This window comes from Paenibacillus sp. BIC5C1, from assembly GCF_032399705.1.
GTDB classification, from domain to species: Bacteria; Bacillota; Bacilli; order Paenibacillales; family Paenibacillaceae; genus Paenibacillus; species Paenibacillus taichungensis_A.
Genome location: NZ_CP135922.1, coordinates 6,862,617 through 6,888,376, shown reverse-complemented (window position 1 = coordinate 6,888,376; position 25,760 = coordinate 6,862,617). Strand labels below are relative to the sequence as shown.

General features: G+C 46.5%; 23 protein-coding genes. 16 read left to right on the top strand and 7 right to left on the bottom strand.

Features of this window, described 5'->3' with window-relative positions; genetic code table 11:
- Positions 1 to 190 precede the first annotated feature (190 nt).
- Complete coding sequence (locus tag RS891_RS30755) at positions 191 to 1,651, top strand: carboxylesterase/lipase family protein (protein WP_315794043.1); 1,461 nt, start codon at positions 191 to 193, stop codon at positions 1,649 to 1,651.
- A gap of 169 nt (positions 1,652 to 1,820) precedes the next feature.
- On the opposite strand, the gene RS891_RS30750 is transcribed toward RS891_RS30755, so the two are convergent.
- Positions 1,821 to 2,975, bottom strand: coding sequence for a VanZ family protein (locus RS891_RS30750; RefSeq protein WP_315794042.1), 1,155 nt, complete (start codon positions 2,973 to 2,975; stop codon positions 1,821 to 1,823).
- 214 nt (positions 2,976 to 3,189) lie between these two features.
- Here RS891_RS30750 and RS891_RS30745 point away from each other — a divergent pair, with 214 nt between their 5' ends.
- The 5 genes from RS891_RS30745 (at position 3,190) to RS891_RS30725 (ending at position 8,377) form a co-directional block, all read left to right on the top strand.
- A complete protein-coding gene (locus RS891_RS30745; RefSeq protein WP_076287691.1) occupies positions 3,190 to 3,531 on the top strand; it encodes a zinc ribbon domain-containing protein YjdM in 342 nt (113 codons plus the stop codon).
- Positions 3,532 to 3,725: 194 nt separating this feature from the next.
- The gene (locus RS891_RS30740; protein WP_113053193.1) at positions 3,726 to 4,283 is read left to right on the top strand and encodes an RNA polymerase sigma factor; all 558 of its coding nucleotides are present in this window, start codon (positions 3,726 to 3,728) and stop codon (positions 4,281 to 4,283) included.
- Positions 4,240 to 5,898, top strand: coding sequence for a DUF4179 domain-containing protein (locus RS891_RS30735; RefSeq protein ID WP_315794041.1), 1,659 nt, complete (start codon positions 4,240 to 4,242; stop codon positions 5,896 to 5,898). Before RS891_RS30740 ends, RS891_RS30735 begins: the two co-directional genes overlap by 44 nt.
- Positions 5,899 to 6,328: 430 nt before the next feature.
- The gene (locus RS891_RS30730; RefSeq protein ID WP_113053191.1) at positions 6,329 to 7,147 is read left to right on the top strand and encodes a class I SAM-dependent methyltransferase; all 819 of its coding nucleotides are present in this window, start codon (positions 6,329 to 6,331) and stop codon (positions 7,145 to 7,147) included.
- A gap of 168 nt (positions 7,148 to 7,315) precedes the next feature.
- Positions 7,316 to 8,377 carry an LLM class flavin-dependent oxidoreductase gene (locus RS891_RS30725; RefSeq protein ID WP_315794040.1) on the top strand — a complete coding sequence of 354 codons (1,062 nt, stop codon included), beginning with the start codon at positions 7,316 to 7,318 and terminating at the stop codon, positions 8,375 to 8,377.
- Between the two features lie 103 nt (positions 8,378 to 8,480).
- Here the strand turns inward: RS891_RS30725 and RS891_RS30720 are convergent, their stop codons facing one another.
- Positions 8,481 to 9,140: a TetR/AcrR family transcriptional regulator gene (locus RS891_RS30720; RefSeq protein WP_315794039.1), complete on the bottom strand. Its 660-nt coding sequence runs from the start codon at positions 9,138 to 9,140 to the stop codon at positions 8,481 to 8,483.
- 192 nt (positions 9,141 to 9,332) lie between these two features.
- On the opposite strand from RS891_RS30720, the gene RS891_RS30715 reads away from it, so the two are divergent.
- Positions 9,333 to 10,148, top strand: a complete 816-nt coding sequence (locus RS891_RS30715; protein ID WP_315794038.1) for an SDR family NAD(P)-dependent oxidoreductase — start codon at positions 9,333 to 9,335, stop codon at positions 10,146 to 10,148.
- 156 nt (positions 10,149 to 10,304) lie between these two features.
- On the opposite strand, the gene RS891_RS30710 is transcribed toward RS891_RS30715, so the two are convergent.
- The gene (locus tag RS891_RS30710; protein WP_315794037.1) at positions 10,305 to 12,068 is read right to left on the bottom strand and encodes a cellulase family glycosylhydrolase; all 1,764 of its coding nucleotides are present in this window, start codon (positions 12,066 to 12,068) and stop codon (positions 10,305 to 10,307) included.
- A gap of 97 nt (positions 12,069 to 12,165) precedes the next feature.
- Positions 12,166 to 12,642 (bottom strand): DUF4385 domain-containing protein, encoded by a 477-nt coding sequence (locus tag RS891_RS30705; RefSeq protein WP_315794036.1) that lies wholly within the window; start codon positions 12,640 to 12,642, stop codon positions 12,166 to 12,168.
- A 116-nt stretch (positions 12,643 to 12,758) separates the two neighbouring features.
- On the opposite strand from RS891_RS30705, the gene RS891_RS30700 reads away from it, so the two are divergent.
- The 4 genes from RS891_RS30700 (at position 12,759) to RS891_RS30685 (ending at position 16,904) form a co-directional block, all read left to right on the top strand.
- Complete coding sequence (locus RS891_RS30700; RefSeq protein WP_113053185.1) at positions 12,759 to 13,226, top strand: YfbM family protein; 468 nt, start codon at positions 12,759 to 12,761, stop codon at positions 13,224 to 13,226.
- A gap of 113 nt (positions 13,227 to 13,339) precedes the next feature.
- Positions 13,340 to 13,471 (top strand): hypothetical protein, encoded by a 132-nt coding sequence (locus RS891_RS30695; RefSeq protein ID WP_258530623.1) that lies wholly within the window; start codon positions 13,340 to 13,342, stop codon positions 13,469 to 13,471.
- Positions 13,472 to 13,683: 212 nt separating this feature from the next.
- Entirely contained in the window at positions 13,684 to 15,189 is a 1,506-nt protein-coding gene (locus tag RS891_RS30690; RefSeq protein ID WP_315794035.1) for a copper amine oxidase N-terminal domain-containing protein, read from the top strand.
- A 245-nt stretch (positions 15,190 to 15,434) separates the two neighbouring features.
- Positions 15,435 to 16,904 (top strand): GNAT family N-acetyltransferase, encoded by a 1,470-nt coding sequence (locus RS891_RS30685; RefSeq protein WP_315794034.1) that lies wholly within the window; start codon positions 15,435 to 15,437, stop codon positions 16,902 to 16,904.
- 83 nt (positions 16,905 to 16,987) lie between these two features.
- Here RS891_RS30685 and RS891_RS30680 read toward each other — a convergent pair whose 3' ends face one another.
- The 3 genes from RS891_RS30680 to RS891_RS30670 are packed head-to-tail and all read right to left on the bottom strand — an operon-like array spanning position 16,988 to position 19,826.
- Complete coding sequence (locus tag RS891_RS30680) at positions 16,988 to 17,446, bottom strand: GNAT family N-acetyltransferase (RefSeq protein WP_315794033.1); 459 nt, start codon at positions 17,444 to 17,446, stop codon at positions 16,988 to 16,990.
- Positions 17,443 to 18,363 carry a D-alanine--D-alanine ligase gene (locus tag RS891_RS30675; RefSeq protein ID WP_315794032.1) on the bottom strand — a complete coding sequence of 307 codons (921 nt, stop codon included), beginning with the start codon at positions 18,361 to 18,363 and terminating at the stop codon, positions 17,443 to 17,445. The genes RS891_RS30680 and RS891_RS30675 overlap by 4 nt, the downstream gene beginning before the upstream one ends.
- A gap of 11 nt (positions 18,364 to 18,374) precedes the next feature.
- Positions 18,375 to 19,826, bottom strand: coding sequence for a MocR-like pyridoxine biosynthesis transcription factor PdxR (locus RS891_RS30670; protein ID WP_113053183.1), 1,452 nt, complete (start codon positions 19,824 to 19,826; stop codon positions 18,375 to 18,377).
- Positions 19,827 to 20,498: 672 nt separating this feature from the next.
- Between RS891_RS30670 and RS891_RS30665 the strand changes: the two genes are divergently transcribed.
- The 5 genes from RS891_RS30665 to RS891_RS30645 all read left to right on the top strand — a co-directional run bounded on the left by RS891_RS30665 (position 20,499) and on the right by RS891_RS30645 (position 25,637).
- Positions 20,499 to 20,855: a nucleotide excision repair endonuclease gene (locus RS891_RS30665; RefSeq protein ID WP_090902968.1), complete on the top strand. Its 357-nt coding sequence runs from the start codon at positions 20,499 to 20,501 to the stop codon at positions 20,853 to 20,855.
- A 280-nt stretch (positions 20,856 to 21,135) separates the two neighbouring features.
- A complete protein-coding gene (locus RS891_RS30660; protein ID WP_064641623.1) occupies positions 21,136 to 21,885 on the top strand; it encodes a Bax inhibitor-1/YccA family protein in 750 nt (249 codons plus the stop codon).
- 271 nt (positions 21,886 to 22,156) lie between these two features.
- Positions 22,157 to 23,374, top strand: a complete 1,218-nt coding sequence (locus tag RS891_RS30655) for a helix-turn-helix domain-containing protein (protein WP_315794031.1) — start codon at positions 22,157 to 22,159, stop codon at positions 23,372 to 23,374.
- A gap of 49 nt (positions 23,375 to 23,423) precedes the next feature.
- Positions 23,424 to 24,470, top strand: coding sequence for an ABC transporter substrate-binding protein (locus RS891_RS30650; protein ID WP_315794030.1), 1,047 nt, complete (start codon positions 23,424 to 23,426; stop codon positions 24,468 to 24,470).
- Positions 24,471 to 24,776: 306 nt separating this feature from the next.
- Positions 24,777 to 25,637 carry an alpha/beta hydrolase gene (locus tag RS891_RS30645; protein ID WP_315794029.1) on the top strand — a complete coding sequence of 287 codons (861 nt, stop codon included), beginning with the start codon at positions 24,777 to 24,779 and terminating at the stop codon, positions 25,635 to 25,637.
- Positions 25,638 to 25,760 lie beyond the last annotated feature (123 nt).

Sequence of the window (25,760 nt, the reverse complement as noted above, 5' to 3'; positions counted from 1 at the left end):
TCAAATAAGTGGAAACACCCTTGCCAGTACAGTACGTACGAAAGGGCGTTGAATCAATACAAAATTATTCATCGTGTACGTTATTTAATAAACCTGAGACAGAATTTCGTCAGCTCAAAGTTACACTCGGATCTGAGCTACACCAGCCGTAAGCTGGAACTATCGATCAGTAGAGAGGATGTATGTGCGCATGAGGGAACTTCAAGTGAATACAAGATATGGCACGGTTCAAGGAGAGCTTTTGCATGGAGCGAGCGTATGGAAAGGTATTCCTTATGCTGCGCCACCCGTGGGTGAATTACGCTTTCAGGCTCCGGTTCCACCCGAGTCGTGGGACGGAGTCAGAGAGGCGAAACAATTCGGTCCTGAAAATATGCAGCCAAGAAATCCTCAAACTGAGGCCATATCCGGACAGCCTCCGGTGGAATCGGAAGATAGTCTTTACCTGAATATATGGGCACCTGAAAAAGAAAGCCATGAGCCGCTTCCCGTGATGCTATGGATTCATGGCGGATCGTTTGTTTCAGGCGCTGGCAGCCAGCCGATGTACGATGGAACACAACTCGTCCTCCGGGGAGACGTTATCGTCGTGACGATCAACTATCGTCTGGGGCCGCTAGGGTTCCTGCATTTGGCTCCGCTTGGAGAGGGTTTTGCATCCAATGTGGGTTTACTGGATCAGATTGCTGCATTGCAATGGGTGCAGGACAACATCGAAGCTTTTGGCGGCGATGCGCATAATGTCACTGTATTCGGAGAATCTGCGGGCAGCATGAGTATTGCGGCTTTGATGGCGATGCCAGCAGCCAAAGTATTGTTCCACCGTGCCATTATGCAAAGTGGAGCCTCACAAGTTGTGCCAGCAGAGCAGGCCTCAGCCATTCGTGATGGCATGCTGAAGGTTCTGGGGGTAACACCAGATGACCTGCATAAACTCAAAACCATTCCAGTGGAGCAAATCATCGCTGCTGGCGAAACGGTCAAACAACAAAGCGGTGCAGGCATGGCCCTGTTGTTCCAGCCCGTACTGGAGGGAGTTACACTTCCGAAGTCGCCTCTTCAGGCAGTAGAGGAGGGCGCGGCACAGGATATCCCTGTACTGATCGGAACCACTTTGCATGAAGGCTCGTTGTTCATTCAGCCTCAGGTACCTTACTCCGAAGAGATCAACATGGTGAAAGCTGTTGATTTTATGACACCTGATCTGGAGAATCGGGCAGCCATTGCGGACAGTTATCCCAAAACTGCAGATGGTCAAGCCCAAGTGATGACAGATCTGTTCTTCTGGCGCTCGGCTGTGCAATATGCGGCAGCTCAGCAGAAACATGCACCTGTATGGATGTATCGCTTTGATTGGGTGATGCCGGAGCATCCACTGCTACATAAATCAATTCATAGCATCGATATCTTTTTTGCTTTTAATACGTTACCTGTATTGAAGTTTATGAATGCCGAACCGGATGCCGCTGCGGTAAAACTTGCGGGTAAAGTGCAGGATGCATGGATTTCGTTTGCCAAACAGGGCAAGCCTGAGACAGCAGGTGTGAACTGGCCTGCCTACAAAGATGATCGCGCTACGCTGATTTTCAATCATGAAGTGGAGTTGGTTCATGACCCGGAAGCTTCCAAACGTGAGCTGCTGGGGCTATAGTTCGACGTCCTCTGGACTTCATCTCAACATAGTTAAAAGGTGTGCCTCGTCATTAGTTGACGAGGCACACCTTTTTTACGATGGATCAAACTTGCCGACTGTAATGGCAAACACAACGGTACTATTTTTCACCTGAACCTATGTGTTGTGAGTGGCCAGAGTACAGCATTTACTTTCGGGATGCTCGTGTCTTGGATACATCGTCACAGTAAAAAGATCGCTTGCCCCGGGAGAACAGCACCAGCATGACATGAACAAACAATACCAAGAGAATAAGCATGTGCAGACCAAAAATTCCGACAGAGATCCACACCTTATAAGGTTCGAGCATCGCATTTTCGTTCAGAAAGGCATAATCGGTTATGAATTGGGCTACGGTAACCAAGATCCAAGGGGCGTAAAGTGCCAGCAACCTTTTAAACAGGGATGCGCTTGAAGGCTCGCCAGTTTCCCGGTTAACATATCTAAACCGCATTAGGGCAGAACCTGGAGTCTTGCCATCTCGCAAGGATGGAATAAAGAAAAATACAAACAGCATGGCGATCACAGTATTTAGCGTACTGACAATCACATTTGTATTACTCCAATTGAAAATGGACATCAGATTGGACAGGAATACGACAACTACACCGTCAATGATAAGTGCGAGCAACTGAGGCACAGGATAGACCTTATCTTGTTCCAGAATCTGTTCGCTCTTCGCCTGAATACTTGCACGAGACGGGAATAAGGCAAGCAGGATGGGAGCTGCGAAGAATCCAAACACCGTTCCAGAAGTATTTAGCAGGAGATCATCCACGTCAAACAATCGATACGGGCAATCATAAAAACCGTAGAAACCGGTGATTTGGGTAATCTCAAAGAACAGGGATAAGCCGAATCCGCTTAACAAGGCCTGTTTCCAGTAAGATCTCTTTTGCCAAAAATACCGGATATAAACGCCAAGTGGCATGAGAAGCATTACGTTGAACAGAACCTGCAGAAAAGCTCTGCCCTGAATCATTCCCATATAGCTGGAGGGTTGAGACCAGATGATTGGTGTTTCTTTCATAATATCTTTTACAAAGGTGAACGGAACAAGGTTGTAATATACGGTATCCGCTGCTTGCTGCGCACAGGTATTACGAGTGGTCGGGAAAGGAAGAATAACCAGACAATATGCAGCCAGCAAGTAGAAAATAAATGAAAAGCTGACGCCAAATCGTGACCAGCTAAAAAATCCATCTTTCCGATATCCGTAGATCAACCAAGGCACGAGCAGAAACATGGCGATGAGGACAAAAATAAAGAAAGCCGTTTGGACAGGAAAAACATAGGGAGACATAAGCAGTAACTCCTTTTATAGGATGTATATCAGCATTTCAAGTGAGAAAAGAATTTCAATTATAGCTTCAGTATAAGGAACCATCCTTAAATCAGGGGGCGGGGTAATCTTAAATTTAGTTTAAATCAATGAAACTCGTACCTATGTGGAAGAATGGACTGTATTCCCGTATACTTGCGAGGAAGCCACAAAATGAATGGAGAGTTTAGTACATATGTCTAATTTGCCTAATTGCCCCAAATGTAATTCCGAATACACTTACGAGGACGGTAATTTGTTGGTGTGTCCAGAATGTGCGCACGAATGGGCGCTAGCGTCAGAAGAAGAAAATGCGGAAGAAACTAAAGTAGTACGCGATTCCAATGGTAATGTCCTGAATGATGGCGATACTGTTACGGTCATTAAGGATTTGAAGGTGAAAGGCAGCTCGCTGGTAGTTAAGCAGGGAACCAAAGTCAAAAACATCCGACTGATTGACGGTGACCATGACATCGACTGCAAAATCGACAGCCTGGGCGCGATGAAGCTGAAGTCCGAGTTTGTGAAAAAAATCTAGCAAATCCCCTTAGGTATCGCTGGAATGCCATGTTTCTGGTCTTGTCTTAACCCATAAAGAACGTTCATTTCTGCAATGCTGTGGAAGTGAAGGTTCTTTTTTGTTGAGTGGAGAAAGGGTAAGAATGAACCTTTGAAGGATCGGCTTTGTCTATAGATTTGAGATGGCTGATGCAGAGAAAGGAGGGAAAGCTTTTGAACGAAAAGGAATTGTTTGAGATGTACAACAAGGATGTGTACCGAACTTGTTATTACATGCTCCATCATGCTCAGGATGCAGAAGATGTATGCCACGATGTTTTTATTACGGTATTTCGTCAGGATTGGCAGAAGGTTGAATACATGAAGACATGGCTGATGAGAATTACGGTGAATCATTGTCTTAACTTTCTGAAGAGGGAACGCACAGCCAAACAGCGGGAGAAAAGGCAGTTTATTCTCACCCCTCAACGAACCGCTGATCCGGTTGATACGTTGATCGAACATGTGGAGGAGTCCGAGGTCTGGGCAAAATGGGTTCATGAGTTGCCTGAAAAGATACGTTCAGCGATTCTGCTGCGTTATATGAACGAATTAAGTTTATCCGAAGCTGCCGAGATTCTGGAAGTGCCACTGGGAACGGTGAAGTCAAGAGTATATAAGGGTATTCGATTGCTTAGGAAAAAATGGGATCAAGCCAGAAAGCAACATCAGAAAGGGGAAATGTATAGTGAAGCATACGGAAAATCTGTTGTCTCGTCATCTGAAAAATGATGCGGATATTCGCTATCCCGATTTTGATGCCATGTGGAATCAAATTCGACAGGATCAGGAGCGCTGCCCAGAGCTTCATATATCAGAGAGTAAAGAACATATGCCGCAACAGATCAAATGGAAAAAGACTGCACTGATAGGAACCGCTGCAGTTATTCTTATGGCGACGCCAGTATATGCAGCAGTTCACTATAATTGGGGTGAACTTTTAAATGACCGTAGTGGTATCCAGAATGCCATGCAAAAGGAGCTTGGACAGAAACTGAATCAGTCCGTAACGGTCAACGGGGTGACTTTAACCTTAGATACAGCCTTTTCCGATGATAACCGCACGGTTATTTTGTATACATTGGACCCTGGTAAGTACAGAGGTGATACATTACAATTCCCTTCTATTGGCATGCGGGATGAGAGTGGCAAACTGATCGAAGGCAGGTATTACCATGTTCCTGATCAGACCGATGGGAAGTTTAAAGGGTACTTTGAGACGGAGTGGACACCATCAGGAAAAGAAGCGAATGTCGAATTCACTGTAGGTGGAATCCAAGTGTTAGTTCCGGAAGAAAAGGAAATTACCCTAGATCCCTTACAGCAGCAATCACAGGTGTTCAATATCAACAAGGATGGTTTGGGTGAACTTGTAGTGAGCGCATTCAACGAGAAGGAAAATAAGATTATGTTGTCTACATCATTAACCTTTGATCAACCGGAGGTTCGTGACTATGCTTTTCCGTATTTAAAGATATACGATCAGAAAGGACAGATTCTGGAAGGGAATGCAGCAGGCATATATGGAAAGCCAGGAGAACATGGTGAATATATATCGGAACAGTTCTATAACTTAGAAAAGTTGAAGCAACAAGCAGCAAGTTATGTACTGGCTTATAGCAAAGAAGAAAGCAAAATGGACCAACCACTGGATATTGGTATACGTCTGGATAAAACAGAGATGCTCAGTGGTACTAGCACAAGGATGCTAAATATACCTCTGGAGGAGCAGTCGGATGGAGCAGTCATCAAGGAAGCCATAATTACACCCACCCAAATCAGGCTGATCGTTACTCATAGCGAATATTTCATGCAATTACCATATTTGCAATACACACTTGATGTAAATGGCAGCAAGTTGATTGGAGGGGTGTGGCCGTCGGACGATCCGGCACATGAAGCAGAACTGCGCTTCGAAGTGACCTCTGGTCTTGAAGTTAATCAGGATACCCCAATGACCTTGTATGCCCGCCATAAAGTCAGTTATTTTCAGGGTGAATTTGAGCCGATTACGTTGTCCGAGATTGGGGAGAAACCACAATACATTAATTCGAATCTGGGCGGTTCTACAATCCATTGGACATATTACCGTAAGGATGGTGATTTGTACGTGGAGAGATATAGTGATGATCTACATTTTGGTGGAATTAATCAGACCTATACGATCCAAAAGGGCAAACGAAGTTATGGTACTCCGGCCAAAACTCAATTTGCTGGTGACGGAAAAAACCTGGGTATTGATCGGTATAATAATTACACATCGGATACAGCAACCGTATATCCATGGATGTACAGCACAGAAGAACCGGAACGTGAAGTAGCTGTGCAGCTGGAAAATAAGAATTGACAGGAAATATTTAGAAGTAATATACTGGATAAAATTTAACAGTCACATGCAATGACCAGGAGTATTAAGGCACAAGGTTTGGTTCAGAGAACTGTCGCTATGGTGCAAGGCAGTCCAACCTATCCCCAACTCACCTGTGAGCAGCAGAATCGAACCGTAGTTACGTGAATATCATCATTGCTCAGCGCACAAAGGGCTGGATGTTAAAAATGATGCTATACGCTGACTTCATGTAGATCCTGACGGTTAACCTCCGTCATCAGGTCCTGAGATGTTATGGCAGGGTAGGTTGGAGCATGATGTATCCAATCCTGTTCATGGATCAAGAAGAGTGGTACCGCGAAGGTCAGACCTGTCGCCTCTTAGTTGAGGCGGCAGGTTTTTTGTTTTTTATATGGCCTTGATGTTGAGAAAAGGCAGGTGCAGAATTATGGAAAGATCACGTGTGATTGAGTATTATTCCAGATTTGACGAGTGGGGAAGGTTGGACCGGGAACCGCTGGAGTTCATCATTAATATGCATTATATCCGAGAGTCACTTCCGGCAACCGGACTTGTGCTTGATAATGGCGCAGGACCAGGCAAATATGCGATGGAGCTTGCTAAGCTCGGATACCATGTCACGCTGTCAGACCTGACCCCTGCATCTGTGGATATGGCTCAGCAGAAGGCAAAGGAATTGGATTTGACACGGAAGTTTGAAGGATTTTATGCGTTGGATGCGACCCATCTGGACGGTATTGCAGATGAGACATATGATGCGTCGCTGATGCTGGGACCGTTGTATCATTTGCAGACGGAAGAAGAGCGAGTGGCTGCGGTACGGGAGCTGCATCGGGTCACCAAGCGTGGGGGAACTGTGTTTGTAGCGATGCAGAGCCGGATGCGAATGGGCATTACCTCTTTGCAATTCCCGCAGCAATGGAAACCACATGACCACATGGAAGCTATCCGGTCTTTTGTGGAAAAGGGGACATTCGATCATCTGGATCAAGGACGGTTTACGGGAGCGTATTATTTTAATATACAGGATATTAACCCATTTATGGAGCAGTACGGATTCGAAACGGTAGACCTGATTGGATCGTCCAGTCTGAGAGCCATGCTCACAGAAGAGCAGCAGCAATATTGGAAAGAACGCGGGGAATACGATGAGTTGATCCAGTATATGATTGAGGCGGCCAAAGACCCGTCAATACTGGGAATCTCGTCTCATCTGCTGTACATTGGGAAAAAGAAATCATCATGAAATCATTGGATTTTGATAAGAATATGTCACGAAAGTGCCCTCTGGAAAACAGGGGGCACTTGTATTTTTCCTCAAAATAGTTCAATATTAAGACAAATAACAAAAGGTGATCTACTTACAATAGGTTAGATAAACGACGGATCGCTTCATAACAGGGAGGAATAGACAATGGAAATCGGAATCAGTACATTTGTGGAAACGAACCCAGATGTAAACACAGGAGAACTTATAAGTCATGCGCAGCGTATTCGCGACGTTGTTGAAGAGATTGTTTTGGCAGATCAGGTGGGGCTGGATGTGTATGGTGTGGGAGAACACCATCGTTCTGACTATGCCGCTTCATCACCAGCTGTCATTCTGGCTGCCGCAGCTTCACAGACCAAACGCATTCGCCTAACCAGCGCTGTAACGGTGCTATCTTCGGCTGATCCGGTACGGGTATTTCAGGATTTCGCAACGCTGGACGGCATTTCGAATGGGCGTGCGGAGATTATGGCAGGGCGGGGATCATTCATTGAGTCATTCCCATTGTTCGGTTATGATCTGAACGACTATGATGAGTTGTTTGACGAGAAATTGGAGCTACTCTTAAAGCTGCGTGATTCGGAAAAAGTAACTTGGGAAGGCAAACACCGCCCTTCCTTTAATAATCTGGGCATCTACCCGCGTCCGGTACAGGAAAAACTTCCGGTATGGATCGGTAGTGGTGGTAACCAGGAATCGGTTGTCCGCGCAGGTCTGCTTGGATTACCACTTGTGCTCGCCATTATTGGTGGACGCCCCGTTCAATTCGCACCACTGGTGGAGTTGTACAAAAAAGCAGCCGCACATGCAGGACACGACGCATCCAAACTGACTGTGGCTTCCCACTCTCATGGGTTCATTGCGGATACAACAGATGAAGCCGTGGAGAAATTCTTCCCTCCAGCTCAGGCTGTAATGAACATACTGGGCCGTGAACGCGGCTGGGGACACTACAGCCGTGCAACCTTTGACGCGGCACGCAGTCTGGAAGGCGCATTGTATGTGGGTGATGTAGATACCGTGGCTCAGAAGATTATCTATCTGCGCAAAGAGGTGGGTATCACACGTTTCATGTTACACACTCCCCTCGGTACGATGCCGCATGAAGAAGTGATGAAAGCTATTGAACTGCTCGGCAAAGAAGTCGCTCCCAAAGTACGTGCTGAAATTTCGCGTTGGGAAGCTGAGAACGAAGCCGCACGTTAATTAGCGATAGTAATCCCTTATATATAATTATAAGAAGGAGCAGGTCCTTCATCCGAGCGATGAAGTGCCTGCTCCTTCTTTCGTTTCCTTATCAATTCATGGCTTAGCCATTGGAAGATACCCCAACAAGGGAGAGAATAACCATGGACAACGTATGATCGTATAGCCGTTTCGCGGCCTCTTCAGTCTCAATATGGCCTCCCAGGTACAGGTGGATGACACCATGTAGAGGGGCCCATATCATACGGACAGCAAGCAGTAGATCGTTCTCCTTAAGCATTCCCTGCTCAATTGAGGCCGCAACCAGGGACGTAATTTGTTTGAGAGCAGTTGCTGTTCCTTGCAGACTCTCTGCATCTGGTTTGAATTCTGCAAATGAACCGCCAAACATCAGCTGATAGAAGCTGGATTGTGTAATTCCGAAATCCCAGTAGGCATAAGCGAGATCGCGAAAATAATTCTCGAATGATGCTTGCTGAGGCACGGATTCAAACGATTGGGATAGGAGGGAGCACCCCTCCATATATAGGTATTTGGCTAACCCTTCTTTCTTGCCAAAAAGGTTATATATGATTTTGGTGGAGCACTCCATTCGTTCTGCCACGCGCCGAACTGTAACGGCCTCGGGGCCGTGCTCTTGCAGCAAGGATGCGGCGGCATGCACAATATTTTGGCGCAGGTTTTCGGAGTGCTGGAGTCTGGCTTCCTGAAAGGTAGTAACTGTGTGAGCGGATTCTTTGGAACCCGAATTGTGATCTTTCATCTATCTCATCCTCATACATCCATATTGTTGTTTAACGGAAACCGTGTTTCTTATCGTCATTCTACTGTTTTACGTTGGAAATCGTCAAATGATCAAAAGAAGTTGACAGTAAGAAGACAAGGGAGTACGATGATTTCATTAGGAAACAGTGTTTCCAATAAAAAACGAGTGTCCGAAAAAGGTGGATGAGATATGAAGCAGGTTCAAAATCAATGGGTACTCATTACGGGGGCTTCTTCAGGAATTGGGCAGACTTTTGCATTGGAGATGGCGTCAAAAGGCAAACATGTGGTCTTGGTGGCTCGAACAGAGTCCAAATTGCGTCAACTGGCAGAACGGATTGAGCGAACCTATCAAGTGAAGACGGAAGTAATTGTAGCGGATCTATCCCAGGCGGATGCACCACAACACGTTTATGAGGAATGTATGAATCGGGGCATACAGGTTAATGTATTAATCAACAATGCGGGATTTGCCACGCATGGAATGTTTGAACAGGTGGATGGTGCACGGCAGCAGGAAGAGATTATGCTGAATGTACTCGCAGTCATGAACATGACCCATCTTTTCCTGCCAGGCATGCTGCAAAAACGGAACGGCACCGTCATCAACGTTTCTTCAACGGCTGCTTTTCAACCTGACCCATACATGGCTGTATATGGGGCTACGAAATCTTTCGTTCTTTCTTTTACAGAGGCGTTGTATGAAGAGAACCGGAAGCGAGGCGTTCAGTTTTTGGCTCTATGCCCTGGCTCGACCGATACCTCATTCTTTGACGTAGTAGGAGCCGAAGAGGCCTCGGTAGGCAAACGGGATACGCCCGAGCATGTTGTGGAAGTAGCGATGAAGGCGTTGGCGTCAGGCAAGCCGTATGCTGTGCCAGGTGCCTCCAATTACTGGACGGCCCAGTTTGCTCGCCTTATGCCGCGCAGACAAATGCTGCGCATCGTAGGGGGCATGCTTCGGCCCCGTTCGAAAAGCGGCAAGCCGCAAAAGGCACAGGCTTAACCATACCAAACTTACCAAACCGAAAGACGCTGCCAGCGGGGATTACCCACTGGTAGCGTCTTTACTTGAACAATCTTCAATACTTCATAGGTCAGGCTGCATCCAGCAGCGCCCATTGCAATCAACGGGTCGTACAATCCCAACCCGCGATCAGTTTCAATTATTTTGTACCTTGCCAGTCACCAGATTTCCGTTCTTAATCAGAGTGTAGCGAATGAGCTCACCACTCCAGAAGTGAAATGTCAGCTCGATCTGTCCGTCGCGCAGTTCTTTGAGCCAATCGGGCTGTAGTTTAATTTCATTCGTTTCATAAGAAGGAGCAAATGTACTCAAGAATTCCTTATACGGTGTCCAGTCCTGTGGCGTGGTATTCTCACCAGATGTATACACAGCCTCCATCGTGGCAAGCTGATCACCTTGAAACTGGGTAGGAATGGAGAAGGAGTCTACCGTACCTGTTGCGCCGCTCAACTCAGGCTCCGTAAACACAATCACATTCCAGTTCCATTCTGCCCCCTGATTGAATTTCGCTGTGAGTATCCCGTTGTTCCCAAGCTTCTGACTTGAGCTGATCATCCGGGATAACGCAGCGGCTTTGACGGTCAACGTGCTGCCAGTGAACGAATAATCCGTGCCAGCTTGCAGCATCTGATCACTCGCATACAGGGCAACCAGTTTGTTTCCGTTTAACTTGATCGTCAATTGTCTGTCTCCCACAGGCGAACCTTGTCTGAAATAGAGCAGATCGCTTTCACCTATGGCAGAGCGTCCTGTCCAGGAAGCTTGGATCATCTGGAATAAATCCGGGTCAGCCCACTGGAATGTTTGCCGATTCAGATGCTGACCGTTGTCCCATAACATGGACGCGATCTTTTTTTCTTTTGACTGATGGCCGACGAATTCAAAATATTTCAGCTTCTCTCCCTGTTCGATGACATCGGTATGTTTGTCAAAACCGAGCAGGCCGTATTCACCGAGAATAACCGGAATACCTTGAACAACCAGCGTGTTGTACACATTGTTGAACGTGCTGGCCGCATCATTTTTCGTATCCGTGTCGAAGGTGGTATGTCCTGCAATGTTGACGCTGAACGGCCAGTATCCGTAATAATGCACCGTAGCAATCAGGTTGTGGTCCTTCAGCCCGGCTATCGTCTGCCTCAAACTGTCGAGTCTCACCTGTGTTGGTGAACTTTCCAGCGTAGGCAGGACTAACGGGCGCTCGCTGTTATTTCCACCCGTTTCTCGTACCAGCTCAACAAATGCAGTGTTTAATTCATGCAAAAGCTCCAGCTGCCGTGCCTCATTAATATTGCTGCCTGAGCCCATGTCGCCTGCATTTGTTGCTCCGCGGTTAAAGCGCGGTTCGTTAACACTCTCAAACATCAGCTTACGTGGTTTATCTTTGAACTGCGTGGCAATCTGAGCCCATATTGCTTTATAACGGGAAAGCACCTGATCATGGTCCGTCTCCAGTTGGCTAATCCACAGATAGGAATCATGGTGAACGTTCACAACGACATAGAGATTGGTTTCCAGCGCCCATTGGACAACCTCCTGAACACGAGCCATGTATGCTGGATCAACAGTATAGTCTGGTGCATCCCCAATATGCCCATCCCATGTGACGGGAATGCGAATACTTCGGTATCCCTTAGCAGCGATCTGCTGTATCAGTTCGCGGGTAACTCGCGGGTTTCCCCAATACGTTTCATCAGGTCCGACCGTGTCCAGGGAATTTCCCAGGTTCCATCCCGGCTGCATCCCGTCAACATCGCTTTGTAGCGGACCAAAGGCCGTCATTTCATGTTGTCTGGCAAGTTCAGACTTGGCTGCAGACGCAGGCAGAGGAAGCAGAATAAACAGACACAGGGTGATGCAAACAAGCGTCAGAACGAAATGGTGGCTAGGTGGGTTCATGAGGGCTCCTTTGGATGGGTGTACATCGTTAATCTCGTGTATGAAGCTTGATGTATTGCATTATATCAAAATGAACATCTGCATGAATCATGTATTTTCACCCATGCTCCTGCGTGTTCTCCGACTCGTACTTTTCCCGGTGCTCCTGCTTCATTTTCACATAATCCCGGTCCGTTTTGGCAATCTCCCATTGTGCTTTGAAAATGGCTGCTGATTCAGCCTTCACCTTATCATTCTGATAAGGCAGGATGGAGCCGTCCTCCTTCGAATATTTGCGTCCGCCTTTATGATTCGTATACCGCCTTGCCCGCGTATAACCCATTTGCAAAAACTTGCGTGCCATATCCATACCGACAAAGTCATCCCTTTTCTTATACTCCAAAAATAGTTCGTAGATCTTCTGCGAGGATTCTTTCGCAATTTCAGGTGTTTTGAACCGCCAGTGCGGTAGAATCTCGCTTTTGTAGGGCTCCACCATTAATACCCCTTGTTCCCCCCGGCCAATGGTATACAGTTCAGGCTGCTTGCGCAGATCAAGCTCCTCGTAATTGAGGCTGTAATCAAACTTTTTCATGGATTCCGCTCCTCCTTGAAGATTATTGTTCCTTTCCACCTCTTTACCCCGATTCTTGTACAACATGCACGGTTAATGGGAAGGAAGAGAAGTATATACATAGGAGGGATAAGGGTATGGGCATGTCCGGCAGATATCTTGTTGTCACCAATGAATTGGTTGAATCCATTAAGTCAGGTGAAGTCAGTGTACATGATTGCTCGGTCGAGCTGGATATCGATAAAATGTGGCAGATGCTACAGTTTACGTTGACTGGTGAAGTGGTAGAGGGGCAGCCTCCTCTGGGATATGTGGTCCCTTTGGCAGGTGAACAATATCTGGGCAACTATTCAGACATGGATCTGTTCCTGCTGAACAATGAACAGGTGCTTGAGGCGTACATGGCGTTAGAACAACTGACACCTGAAGAATTGAAGAAACGGTTTAGCCTGGAACAAATGGTAGCTGAGGGCGTGTATCCTGTCATGGATGATTGGGACGCAGAGGAGACATTCCAGGAGATCGTTCAGGCACTGAATGATGTTCAGGCTTTATTTCAGGCAACGGCTGCAAGCGGGAACGGGATTGTCTTTTATATTTTCTAAATTTTAAATTGAAATTTCGCACCTACGTTTGTTTAGTTCTTCATAATTCCGGTTATTGATAGAAACAAGGCACAGACTGTGCCTGAAATCCGGTAGAAGAGAGGGAATACGATATGACACAGGACCAGAATGAAGAGAACAAAGCCATTCAAGACGACGAGCCGGATCAATTTGAAACCCCTGCACGTACCGATGGTAAAGAATCGGATGAGGATACAGAGGCAGAGGATAGAGAAAAAGAATAAACTTAACTGTTTATGATTTGAATAGGCGTAGTGTTATAGCAGCCAATTACATCAAATATTTAAATATACGTCGTACCCGAGGTCGGACATTTGTTCGGCCTTTTTTTGGTATTTATTTATGGATCTGGTTTACAACAATTACCTATAACCCTCATAATAGGAGTGAACCACATTTTTCCTAAGGAGGAGATCGTATCAAAAATCACAAGCTAGTGAAGTGGCTTGCCGTACCACTCGTTTTGATGATGGTTGCGCTTACGGGATGTCAAGCCGTAGGTGGCGTAGATATTGGCAAAGCCGTTGTCAACAGTACAACCGTCAAGTCCGGTGAATCCAAACAGTCCATGCATATAAAAATTGAACCGACAGCAAACCTCGTCGATGAGGATGCTCTTCAAATGATTGAACTCATTAATTCCATTTCATTGGATATTGAAGATGCCAAAGTGAAGGACTCCAGCACGGCGTCTGTCAAAGGGACACTAAGTATGCAAGGAAAGAAATTGCCTTTCCATCTGTCGATGGATAAATCGGAAATGGTCATTGATGTAGATGGAGCGCAAAAGCCTCTATACATATCTTTGGAGGATGACACGCTTCCTATGCTAGATACGAAGGCGTTGGAGAAGCAGATTGAGGAGCTTTCCCCGAAATTGCTGACCTTTGCGCTGAAGCATTTGTCCAACCCGAAAAATATTTCCGTAACCCCGGTACAGGAATCGGTTAACGGTGAATCGCTGAGTCTCTCCAAGCTGCATGTGGAGATCAGTGGAGAAGAGCTTCTTGCCATGGTTAAACCGTTTCTGACAAGTGTTGCTCAGGACGAGCAAGGACTCAAGGATCTGATTGGAGATCTGTATGATGTGTTCTACCCTATCCTCGTTACAATCAACACAGTTGATAATGGCGACGGCAGTGCCCTTCCGTCTACGATTAGCGAATCACGGGATGCCGAAGTTGCTTCATTGTACGAAACGATTAAGGGCGGTCTTGACGAGATTCTTGCCAATTACGACAAGGAACTAGCCAGCTTGTTGACCGAAACACCTGAACTGAAGACGGTATTCGGAACAGATACCAATCTCAAATTGGACTTTTATCTGGACAGCGCGCTGAATATCCGTAAACAGATTTATGATTTCAAAGTAGCGTTGCCTGCTTCTGAAGATCTGCCGATCAAATCGGTATCCGTATACGGTGACAGTGAACTGTGGAATATTGGTGGACCAGTAACTGTGGATGCCGTGGACAAAACGGACGGTGCAATTGATCTGATGCAGGGAGATATCACGCCAGGTCAGATGTTGCGCAATTTTGATTCCAATTCACTTGTGTATCAGCTGTTGAAGGATGAAGCGGGAATCACCCGTAAATATGTCATGTTGTATCCGGACGACGAATCCTATGGTGCAATCACTGTTAAAAATACAACATTTGTTCCTCTTCGTTATCTGTCCGAGGAATTGGATGCTGAAGTGAAATGGACCAAAGGGTCGGATAAAATCGTCGTTATTGACGATATCACTGGCGATGAGATTATCCTGACTGTAGGTTCCAAGAAGGCAACCGTTGCAGGCAAGGAAGTAACGATGGTTGAACCCGCCTATGTAGGCAAAAACGGCAAAACCTATGTCCCGCTGCGCTTTATGGCAGAGTCTCTTGGGGCATCTGTAGATAAGGAAAAAGAAACAGGCTGGATTTTCATTGACCGGCCATAAGTAAGATTTGTATGTAAGCCTTAGGTTGAGAGGGGATTTCAGAGTATGCCAGATTTCTCGTAATGATCATGAAAGAACACATCGAAAAAATTCCGTTAGACCAATAACGGGATACGTGTGTCCTTTTTGACCCATTACGAGGAGCTTCGGCGTTTCTGAAATGATGAAACGAATCGGGGAGTGCCTCTATTGGAGGTGCTCCTCTTTGTCGTGTCATCCCAAATATATCCCCAGAGGTGTTATATATGAAAAGTCAATTGACCATCCAATCCAGTTCGATTACATTACGTCCACTAACGCTGGAAGACCAGGACGCACTGTATGCATTAACCCGACAACCCGAAATCACGGATATTCTTCCCGAATGGAGGATGACAGAGGAACAGCTGCATGGTTTTCTGCAATTCGTTGTTGGCAGTTACGAGCAGTTCGACCCGAAAGATGTAAGGGTCATGCTGGCTGTTGTGCACAACAAAGATCAGCAAATCATTGGCTGGTGTGGTGTGTTTCCCAATGACATGCTGGATAGTAATGATCGTGAAGTGGCTTACGCCATTTCAAGGGATTATCGGAATAAAGGGTATGTCACAGAAGCAGTGAATGCCTTAACGACATACTTGTTCGAGAATACTCTGTTGGATCGAATCGTGGGTATTGTAAAGCCGTTTAACCAGCCTTCACGCAAGGTGCTTGAACATGCTGGATTTCGTTATGTCTCTCGCAGAAAACTTTCGGATCAGGCTGACTACGATTATTTTGAACGATATAAAGTACAGCCGGCACCAGCATCTTCACTGGGGCTGCAATCTCAAGTTCATCTTCGCCGTGCACGCCAAGAGGATGCTGAAGTGCTTACGGAGATATGTACCAGAGCCTTTGATCATGCGATCAGGGTCTGGGCTATGGGAGACACAGTTCCGGACAGCAACCTTTGTCCACCAGGCTATTCGTCTGTTCGTATGCACAGTTACGTGATCCGTGAATGGGACTATTACGTTATTGAATGGGATGGATGCACCATTGGTGGAGTCAGTGTCAATGTATTGGGAAGCAGGCATGCGAGGCTGGATAAAATCTTTATTGATCCCGTTTGTCATGGTCGGGGTATAGGATCTCAGGTCATCAGGCTTGTTGAGGCCGAATTCCCTGAGATTGGGGTATGGAAGCTGGAGACCTCGGGAAGACAGCGGGATAATCATCATTTTTATGAGAAAATGGGTTATGTCTGTCTCTATGCGTCTGAAGATGAATATGGATATGAGAAAATCATAACAATAGAGCCTGTAATCCAGCTCCCATCCGAGGAATTATCCAACGTTAAGGGTGAGTCGATTAATGAATTTTACCAAGCTGATCTCGATTCACTTCGCTTCAGCACCAGCAATCTTCGGGATATCCGGATCACCGATTGCAACCTGAGTGGGGGTAAATTCACCAATCTGAATATGACCAGCATATTACTGGCCGATTTACGTTTAACAGATAGCAAGGTTGAATTCTGTGCTTTGGATGGTGTTCAATTTCAGGATACACATCTCGGCCAAGACAGAGTACCCATGCGTTGGGAGCATTGTGATCTCAAGGGCAGTCATTTCAATGACTGTGATCTATCCGACGTACAGTTGGAACGGTGCCAGGTGGCAGGAATGAAGATTAATGGAGTGGCTATAGAGGAGTTACTTGCTGCGTATGAATCCATGAAGGCCAAAAGATAAATTACTTATAGCGAAATAGAGAACGCCCGTTTCCGACCTTTGTGTTGGAAATGGGCGTTTTTTTGATGTTACGTTGTAAACAGTCAGCTATGCTGCAAAGCCTGAGGCTTTTTGCTAAATCCGGTACTTCCCGCGGTAAAGCCCATCTGTTGGTAGAATTCATGCGCAGCTTCACGATCCGGGCGATTACCGCTGTTTAGAGATAAGGAATCCACGCCATGAGTGGCTGCCCACTGCTCTGCTTCCAGAATAAGCTGACGACCGATGCCGGAGCTTCTGAACTGATCATGCACGATGAGAGCCATGATGCGGCAGTGTCTTCCGTTTTTTTCATATAGGTAAGATGTCTGTAGACCAATCAATCCAACGACACGGCCACGGACTTCGGCAACCAACGTTGCAAAGTTTGAATCCGCAGCGATATGCGAATAACGCACCTTCATCTCGGCATACGTGGTTGGATAACCGAGTTGATCCATAAGAATGACCATATCCTGCAGATCTTCAGGGGTACTGTTACGAATCGATACATTCAGACTCATGATCGCGTTGCCTCCTTTTGACGTTCTTTTAACGAGAGATCAATAATGGAATCCAGCAAACTGGCAAAGGAGATACCAGCAGCGGCTGCACTTTTGGGCAGCAGGCTATTTCGGGTAAGACCCGGAAGCGTGTTCACCTCAAGCACATAGGGCATGCCATCTCGAATCATCATGTCCACGCGAGCATATACACTGCATTTCAACACCCGGTAACAGGTTAATGCCGCCGCTTCTACACGTTTATGCAAATCGGCAGGCAAATGAACGACCTGCTCCTCAGCGCCGCAGTCATTATATTTGGAGGTGTAATCGAAAAAATCGGCATTTGAACGAATCGAGATAACAGGAAGCATCTGACCATCCAGAACGGCGCAGGTAATCTCTTCGCCCTCAATATATTGCTCGATCATGACGACTTCGTCCCAAACGAGAGCCGCTTCTACAGCCGCATGAAGAGCCGAGGGTTCCTGCACCACTTGTGTACCGATGCTGGAACCACCTGAATTGGGCTTTACCACAACGGGATATGTTAACTGCTGCACAGCGGTTGATGACAATTCATTCAGACTGCTTACCTGAAGCCACTCGCCAGTAGGTATACCCGCATGCTGTATGAGCCGTTTGGACATATCTTTGTCCATGCATACACTGCTCGCGAGTACACCACAGCCTGTATAAGGAACGCCCAGCGACTCTAACGTACCTTGAATCGTGCCATCCTCGCCGTATTTGCCGTGCAGAGCGAGCAGTGCCACATCCAATCCTGCGGCTTTCTCGATGAGATCACGCTTGCTGTTGATTTCCACCGGAATAACCTCATACTTCTGTCCATCCAGATGGTTGATCATCTCCTGTCCGGTGAGCAGGGAAACATCCCGCTCCGAAGATGTGCCACCCATAATAACGCCAACTTTCATGTGAATCCTCCTCATCTCATTTGAGCAACCGTCTCGCCAATGATGCGAATGCCTTTGCGAATGTTCTCATCGCTGACCCGGGAGAAGCCCAAACGCATTGTGTTTTGTCCCTGACCCGGTTCAAGATAAAAGGTATCCCCGGGCATGAAGGTAACGCCTTTTACCTTGCAAGCCGCCAGCAGTTCCCTCGTGCGGTATTCTGATGGAAATTGTACGAACAGGTGAAGGCCGCCTTCACCGGAAACCCGGCACATCGGCAGATACTGCCGCAAGCAGCGAACGACCAGCTCATATTTTCGCTTGTACTCCGTGCGGGCACGCTTCAAGTATTTCTCGAAATTGCCGTTGCTCAGATATTGATAAAGCAGTGACTGATCCAGCGTCGAGGTATGAATGCTGCGCGCCCGTTTCATGCTTTCCAGATAATCAATCAGCGCCGCATCCGCAATGACCCAGCCTACGCGCAGTCCCGGAAACAAAACCTTGGAGAAGCTACCCAGATATACGAGTCCGTTCCCTTTGCCCACACTGGCAATCAGAGGGGAGACATGGGAACCGGAATACCGCAATTCCTCGTTAAAGCCGTCTTCAATAATCGGCACATGGTACTGGTTCATCAACCGAATGATCTCTGTCCGTTTGGCAGGTGATGTGACGATCCCGGTTGGATTGTGGTAAGAGGGTACGAGATAGGCCAGATCATACGGGTTTGCTTCAAGTTCCCGTTCCAGCTGCCGCAGATTCAGACCATCTGATTCCATATCCACACCGGTGAGATGGAATTGATGAAGCCTCAGATTTTTAACAGCGGTATGGTGTGTCGGGTTTTCGCACAGGGCCCTACCGCTTTTTTTGCGAAGTGCACCCAGTACCAGATCAAAACCTTCCGTAAATCCGTTGGTAATCAGAATATCCTTGCCGGTCAGGTCAACACCTTTATTTTCCATATATTGCAGCAGATACTTCATAAGAGGCCTGTAGCCTTGCGCATATCCGTAATTCAACAGCACTTCACCTTCAAGCGACATCCGGTCGAGAAAGGCTCTTTTTACATTGTGCATGTCGAACAGCTTCTCATCGGGCGCAATGCTGGTAAATGAAATCTCACCGCGCTCCGATCCTGAGCCATGCTTCATCAGATCATATTGCTCCGCCTGAATTGCGTAGTCACTGACACGTTCGTTCCAGTCCAGCTGCCACCCGGACGTTGCCTCAGGTGCATCAATGGTTGAACTAACGTAATTGCCTTTTCCTTTGACCGCGTAGATCAGGCCTTCTTCCTCCAATTCAGCATAGGCCAGCAGAATCGTGCTGCGGCTTACTTTCATGAGTGTACTGAGTTCGCGGGTAGAAGGAAGCTTTTGTTTGGCTTGCAGGCCGCCTTTGAGCATCAATCGCTTCATATAATCTTTGACTTGTATATATACAGGGCGGTCCTCCGTCAATTGCAGATCGGAATACATCCCATCACTCCCTTATTTGCTATCTTGCCATATTATAACCCCCGCAGAAAGAACCACGATACCTCTGTTTCCCTGCGGGAGTGGTTAGTTGTTTGGGCAAAACGTAAAAAAGCCCTGGCATCATGCCGGGCTGGGGTGAAACGTGATCCATCTTTTATAGTGCTGCTGCTATAACTTTCTAGGTTGGCGTTGCATGACTAGTCTCTCTAGGATCGATAGCTGTCTGTCCTTCTACGTGTGTCTATTTACTCTCGTACGGCTATAATTGCAGGCTTTCTAGGTCAATCCAATTCTATACTAGCTTCGTAAATCTAGGATCTTTCTACGTTTGCTTGCTGCAAGGGTCGATTAGATGATGAATCTTAAAGCTATAAGGCTAAGTTCTTGCTAACTGTACTCTTGTCGTGCGCGCGTAACAGAATTCAGTATGAAAAAGATGATCAATCATAGGGTACAATAGACGGAAGTAGATATAAAGACATATGTCTTAGTGCCCAAATTCTTCCTCATACCCCTATAGTACCACTTTGAATCAGGGAAGTTAACCTTTTTTTTGAAATATTTGTCGTAATAGTTGAAAAAAGCTTGAATCTTGCTTCTTATTAATGAAATGGTTTCCCTTTATAATATATGATAGGATGTAAACCTATAGATAATGAGGAAGTGAACCTATTGATTAATATTACTGTGCCAACACCAGATGTCATTATCACGAAGCAGGCTGATCCACAGCTTAGCCACATTTATGGATTCACCGATTTCCACCTGATTACGCGGGAAAAGGGCGGTATCTTTATGTTTTACAATGCCGATGATGAGTTGTTATTTGTCGGGAAAGCACGAAAATTAAGACCGCGCATCAAGAAGCATTTTGAAGATACCGTATCACCAATGAAGTCACACCGCGAGGAAGTAACCACCATTGAAGTGTGCGTTATTGAAGATCCGGTGGATCGCGAAATTTACGAGACCTATATCATCAACACGATGCGTGCGAAATACAATGTAGATAAAGTGTTGTACAAATAAGTATCTCGAATGTGCCCCAAGAGCGATAAGAATGGGAATCAAATGATGGAATGTACTGAATAAAGTGTAAAGTATTTTTCGCAAAGTTTTGGGACATATAGCCTATGCCTTGCGTCAACAGACAAGGGTGTGATCTGCGGATTGCATCCCACGTCTGCTTGGAAGCATTAGAATTTTTATTTTTCAATATGCAATTTAATATGTAGTTCGTAGAAATGGCAATGTAGAACGTAGAGATGGTAATACAGGATTAACCAAATACATAGAAGAGGTGATTGCTTTGATCGGACGTAGCGGTAACCCTACACTCAAAGATAGTACGTTTGAAGACTCCAGAGGTTATGGAGATGACCGGTATCAGACCAGAATGACGATCAACGGTACGGTAAACAAGGCGTTTATTACGCTGGTAATTCTGCTGGGCAGTGCATTTGCATCCTGGATGATGTTTTTCAATGGGCAGGAAGTGCTTCCTCTTGCATATGGAGGGGCAATCGTCGGATTTATCCTCGCATTGATTATTTCATTTAAACCTGTTGCAGCGCCTTACCTTGTGCCGATCTATGCCGTGGCTGAAGGGATGTTCCTCGGTGCCCTCTCGGCTACATATGAATACTTGTACAACGGCATTACGCTGCAAGCTGCATTGCTGACCATGGCTGTCTTTATTGCTCTGCTGATGGCATACAAGACTAGACTGATCAAAGCTACGGAGAATTTCAAGCTGGGGGTTGTCGCGGCAACCGGAGGCATCATGATTATGTATCTCCTCAGTTTTGTTCTTGGTTTGTTCGGGATTACCGTTCCCTATCTGCATGACAACAGCCTGATCGGAATCGGGATTTCTGTCGTCATCGTTATTGTGGCCGCACTGAATCTGGTACTTGATTTCGACTTTATTGAAAGTGGTGCCGACAACGGTGCTCCGAAATATATGGAGTGGTACGGTGCATTTGGATTAATGGTTACGCTGGTATGGCTGTATATTGAAATTATTCGTTTGCTTGGGAAGCTGCGGAGCCGGGATTAATTCAATTCAAAATTCTTCAAACCTAATCATATATTATCTCTTCAAAAGCTAACTCGTGCTCAAAACACGCAGTTAGCTTTTTTGCCTTTTACGGGATAGTCATAACATCGAACTGTGTACATTCTTCCATATATGGATTGACTGAATGGAAAAGAATGTGATATTTTAATTGATAATGATTATCATTTTCGTTAGTCTAATATAGTACCGGCTGTAATGCCCTGTACATTTTCATATCAAACCGATCAAGCAGATCGAAAGGAGTGGCCTTATGTTACTGGAAAATGATTCGCAGACCTCTGCGCACTTGCCCGTTACCGGCCGCAGTCCCAAGACGGATCTTGCCAAGGTAAAAGTATATATGGACGAGCACTATGACGAACCATTGTCTATTGCCGATCTCGCCCACAAAGCCAATATCAGTGCGAAATATTTCGTGGATCTGTTCAAGAAAACCTACGGACAGAGTGCAATGGAATATCTGACCGATCTTCGCATTAATCGTGCGAAACGATACCTGAAAGAAACAGGGTACAAGCTCCGTGAAATCGCACTGAGAGTAGGCTATAGCGATGAGTATTATTTTAGCCGCAAATTTAAAAAGGAAGTGGGCGTATCTCCTTCGGATTATGCCAAAAATGCGAGGAAACGAATCGCCACCTGCTCCTCCAGTATCATTGGACAGCTGCTGGCGCTTAATGTCATGCCTGTCGCTGCGCCGATTGATCCCAAATGGACCGCTTATTATTATAACGTGCACCGGACAGAGATTCAGTCTCATCTGAGACTGACCGACCCTTATACCAGCTTGAGATTTGAAGCCAACGTGGAGCGGTTGGTTCATATTCGGCCGGACGCTATTGTGGGTACCGACCAGATCGGTGAACAGGATCAGGCCAAGCTGGCTGAGATTGCACCATGTTGTTTTGTACCGAAGTATCACTTGGATTGGCGTGCGCAGTTACGCATGATTGCTGCTTTTCTGGAACGGGAGGAACAGGCAGAGCAGTGGATTAGCGTATACAGTCAGCGAGTCGAGAAGGCACGGGATTCCGTAAAGCAGAAAGTGGGCCGAGAGAAGGTCATCGTTGTCCGAGTGTATGGTCAGCACCTGTATTTGTATCGAAATCCCGGCATTGAAGAAGTCTTGTACAATAATGGATTACAACTGGAGACGTTCCCTGATGTTCAGGCCAACACACAGTTAACCTTGGAACAACTGGCTGCGCTAAATCCAGATCGGATTCTTGTTATGGTGTGTCCTGAAGCTGCATCACGTGCCTACTGGCTCAGTCTGCAACACTCGCCAGTATGGCGTCAGCTTAAGGCAGTAAGGCAGTACCAGATTCATCTAATTACAGGTGATCCCTGGTTTGACTACTCTGCCGTAGGTGTGATGCGCATGCTGGATGAAGCGCTGCTGATTTTCACGGGATATTGTCCAAATGTATATCTGGATAACGTCCATGGTGATTCCCAGGCTACATGACATATAATCCATCTATCTAAATGAGAATGTTTATCAAGGGGGATATGTCATGTTTCAACAGAAAAAAGGTAACGGACACCGTTCCGTTCGTCCATTTCGTAGTGCCGGTTTCTCGGCCTTGCTCGTACTGGTATTGATTACGGGTCTGCTATCAGCCTGTGGCTCAAAATCAGAAAATGAGGGAGAAGCACAGAAAGAGCAGCCAACAACGGAGGCTTCGACTACGGCCTCATCAGGGACTGCTGTATCCGAAGAGAACACGGAAGAAACCAAAGGTGAACGAACTGTCAAAGACGATCTGGGACATGATGTTATCGTTCCTGAGCATACAGAGCGTGTTTTTGCACCTTATCTGGAAGACTCTCTGCTGACACTAGGCGTTAAACCGGTAGCTCAGTGGGCGAGTGGTACGCAAGGCCATGTTTACCTTCAGGATCAGTTAAGCGGAGTGCCAACACTGGATTTCTCCAGTGGATTGCCTTCTCCTGAAGCACTGATGGCGTACAATCCGGATTTCATTATTCTACACACGGCCCAATATGCCGAGAACGGTGTATATGAGAGTTATTCGAAAATTGCACCAACCTACGTATTTACGAATGCTTCGGGTGATGTCGAGAAGTCTTTGCAGGTAATTGGTGATCTGCTGGGCAAAACGGCCGAGGCCGAAAAAGCCATTGAAACGTATCATGCCAAGGTAGATGATGCCAAGGCCAAGCTCGCCAAAGTGACCGAGGGCAAGAAAGCAGCGATTATTCGTTTTGCACCTCGTGGGATCAGTATGATGGGTGGTAACTACTTTAGTGGTTACGTGGTATATCAGCAATTGGGACTTGGCAAGCCAACACTGGTGCAAACGGAGAACAGCGCAACGGTATCGACCGAGGTGTTGCCTGAGATTGACGCCGACTTTATTTTCACGGTGGAACAGGGTCCTGGGAGCATGAAGGAAATGACGGATACGAAAGTATGGAATAGCATGCCAGCCGTTAAAGCTGGACATGTATACGCAGTGGAGCCAGCTCCGTGGCTGGGCGGCGGATTGATTGCTTACGGTCATGTCATTGACGACACGCTGAAGGCGTTAACGCAATAATAGAGACAATCTATTGATGTATTGATCACAATATGAGAAATGTAGCTCCCTACGGAGTGCCAGAAACAACTGGAAAAATTCCAGCGTTTCAGGTATTTCGTGAGGGAGTTTTTTTATTTTTAGGGGTAACCAGGCAAGTTACAGAAATGTGGAAATATGGAGATAATCAAAACCATTTCTGGATATCGTCCATGGGACAGCAGGATGGACTCTCTTATAATTGGTAATGAGAATCAATCTCATACAAATATGTGTAGTTCAGTATTCATCTTATATACGCAGAACAACGAGGAGGAACCATCCGTAATGAAGTTTCAGCCCAATCAACCCGCATCTGGCACCCTTGAACATATCGCACGCAGTACCGTACAGATTCCACGTGCCGAACAATGGACCATGAAATCACAGAGCGGCAATCATGCCTATCAGATCATGGTATTCCAACCGGCAGAAGCGCCACCGCCATCAGGATATCCGGTGATCTACCTGTTGGATGCCAACTCGGTGTTTGGCACCATGGTGGAGGCCGTTCGTGTACAGGGCCGCAGACCGGAGAAGACCGGAGCACTTCCGGCCATTGTTGTTGGCATCGGGTATCCAACGGCGGGCCCTTTTTCACCGCACCGTTACTATGACTTTACCCCGCAAGCGACAACAGAATATACACAGAATTCGGATGGAACGCCTTTACCGAAGCAGGGTGGAGCCGATGAATTCTTGCAGTTTATTGAAGAAGAGCTGAAGCCGGATATGGAACAGCAGTTCCGGATTGACCGGAGCAGACAGGCTATTTTTGGTCATTCCCTTGGTGGATTGTTCGTTTTGCATACGTTGTTCAAGAAACCGGAAGCTTTCCGCTATTACATTGCCGGCAGTCCTTCCCTTCACTGGAATCAGAACGTCATGCAGGCGGAGGAACAGGAGTTTGTCGCACGGCTGGAGCAGCATCCCGTGAACGTCAAGGTGTGGATTGGCATGGGTGAACAGGAGAAGACGCATCCTGCCCGCAACAACGATAAGGCTTCGAGTCTTACAGAACGGTTATCGGCGCTGAATCAGCCGGGTCTGGACATTAAATATACCGAGTTTGAAGAAGAAAACCATGTATCCGTATTGCCGTTTCTGATTAGTCGTACGATGCGTTTTGCCTGCAGCCCGGAGTCGTAGAAGGAAAGAGGCGACAGTATTTTTAATCTGACGTATCGGTAGGGAGATTGGGCGAAAGACAAGCGGAGTGAAATGTTATGGATTTACGGATGATCCAATCAGGTTCAGCAGGCTAACATATCT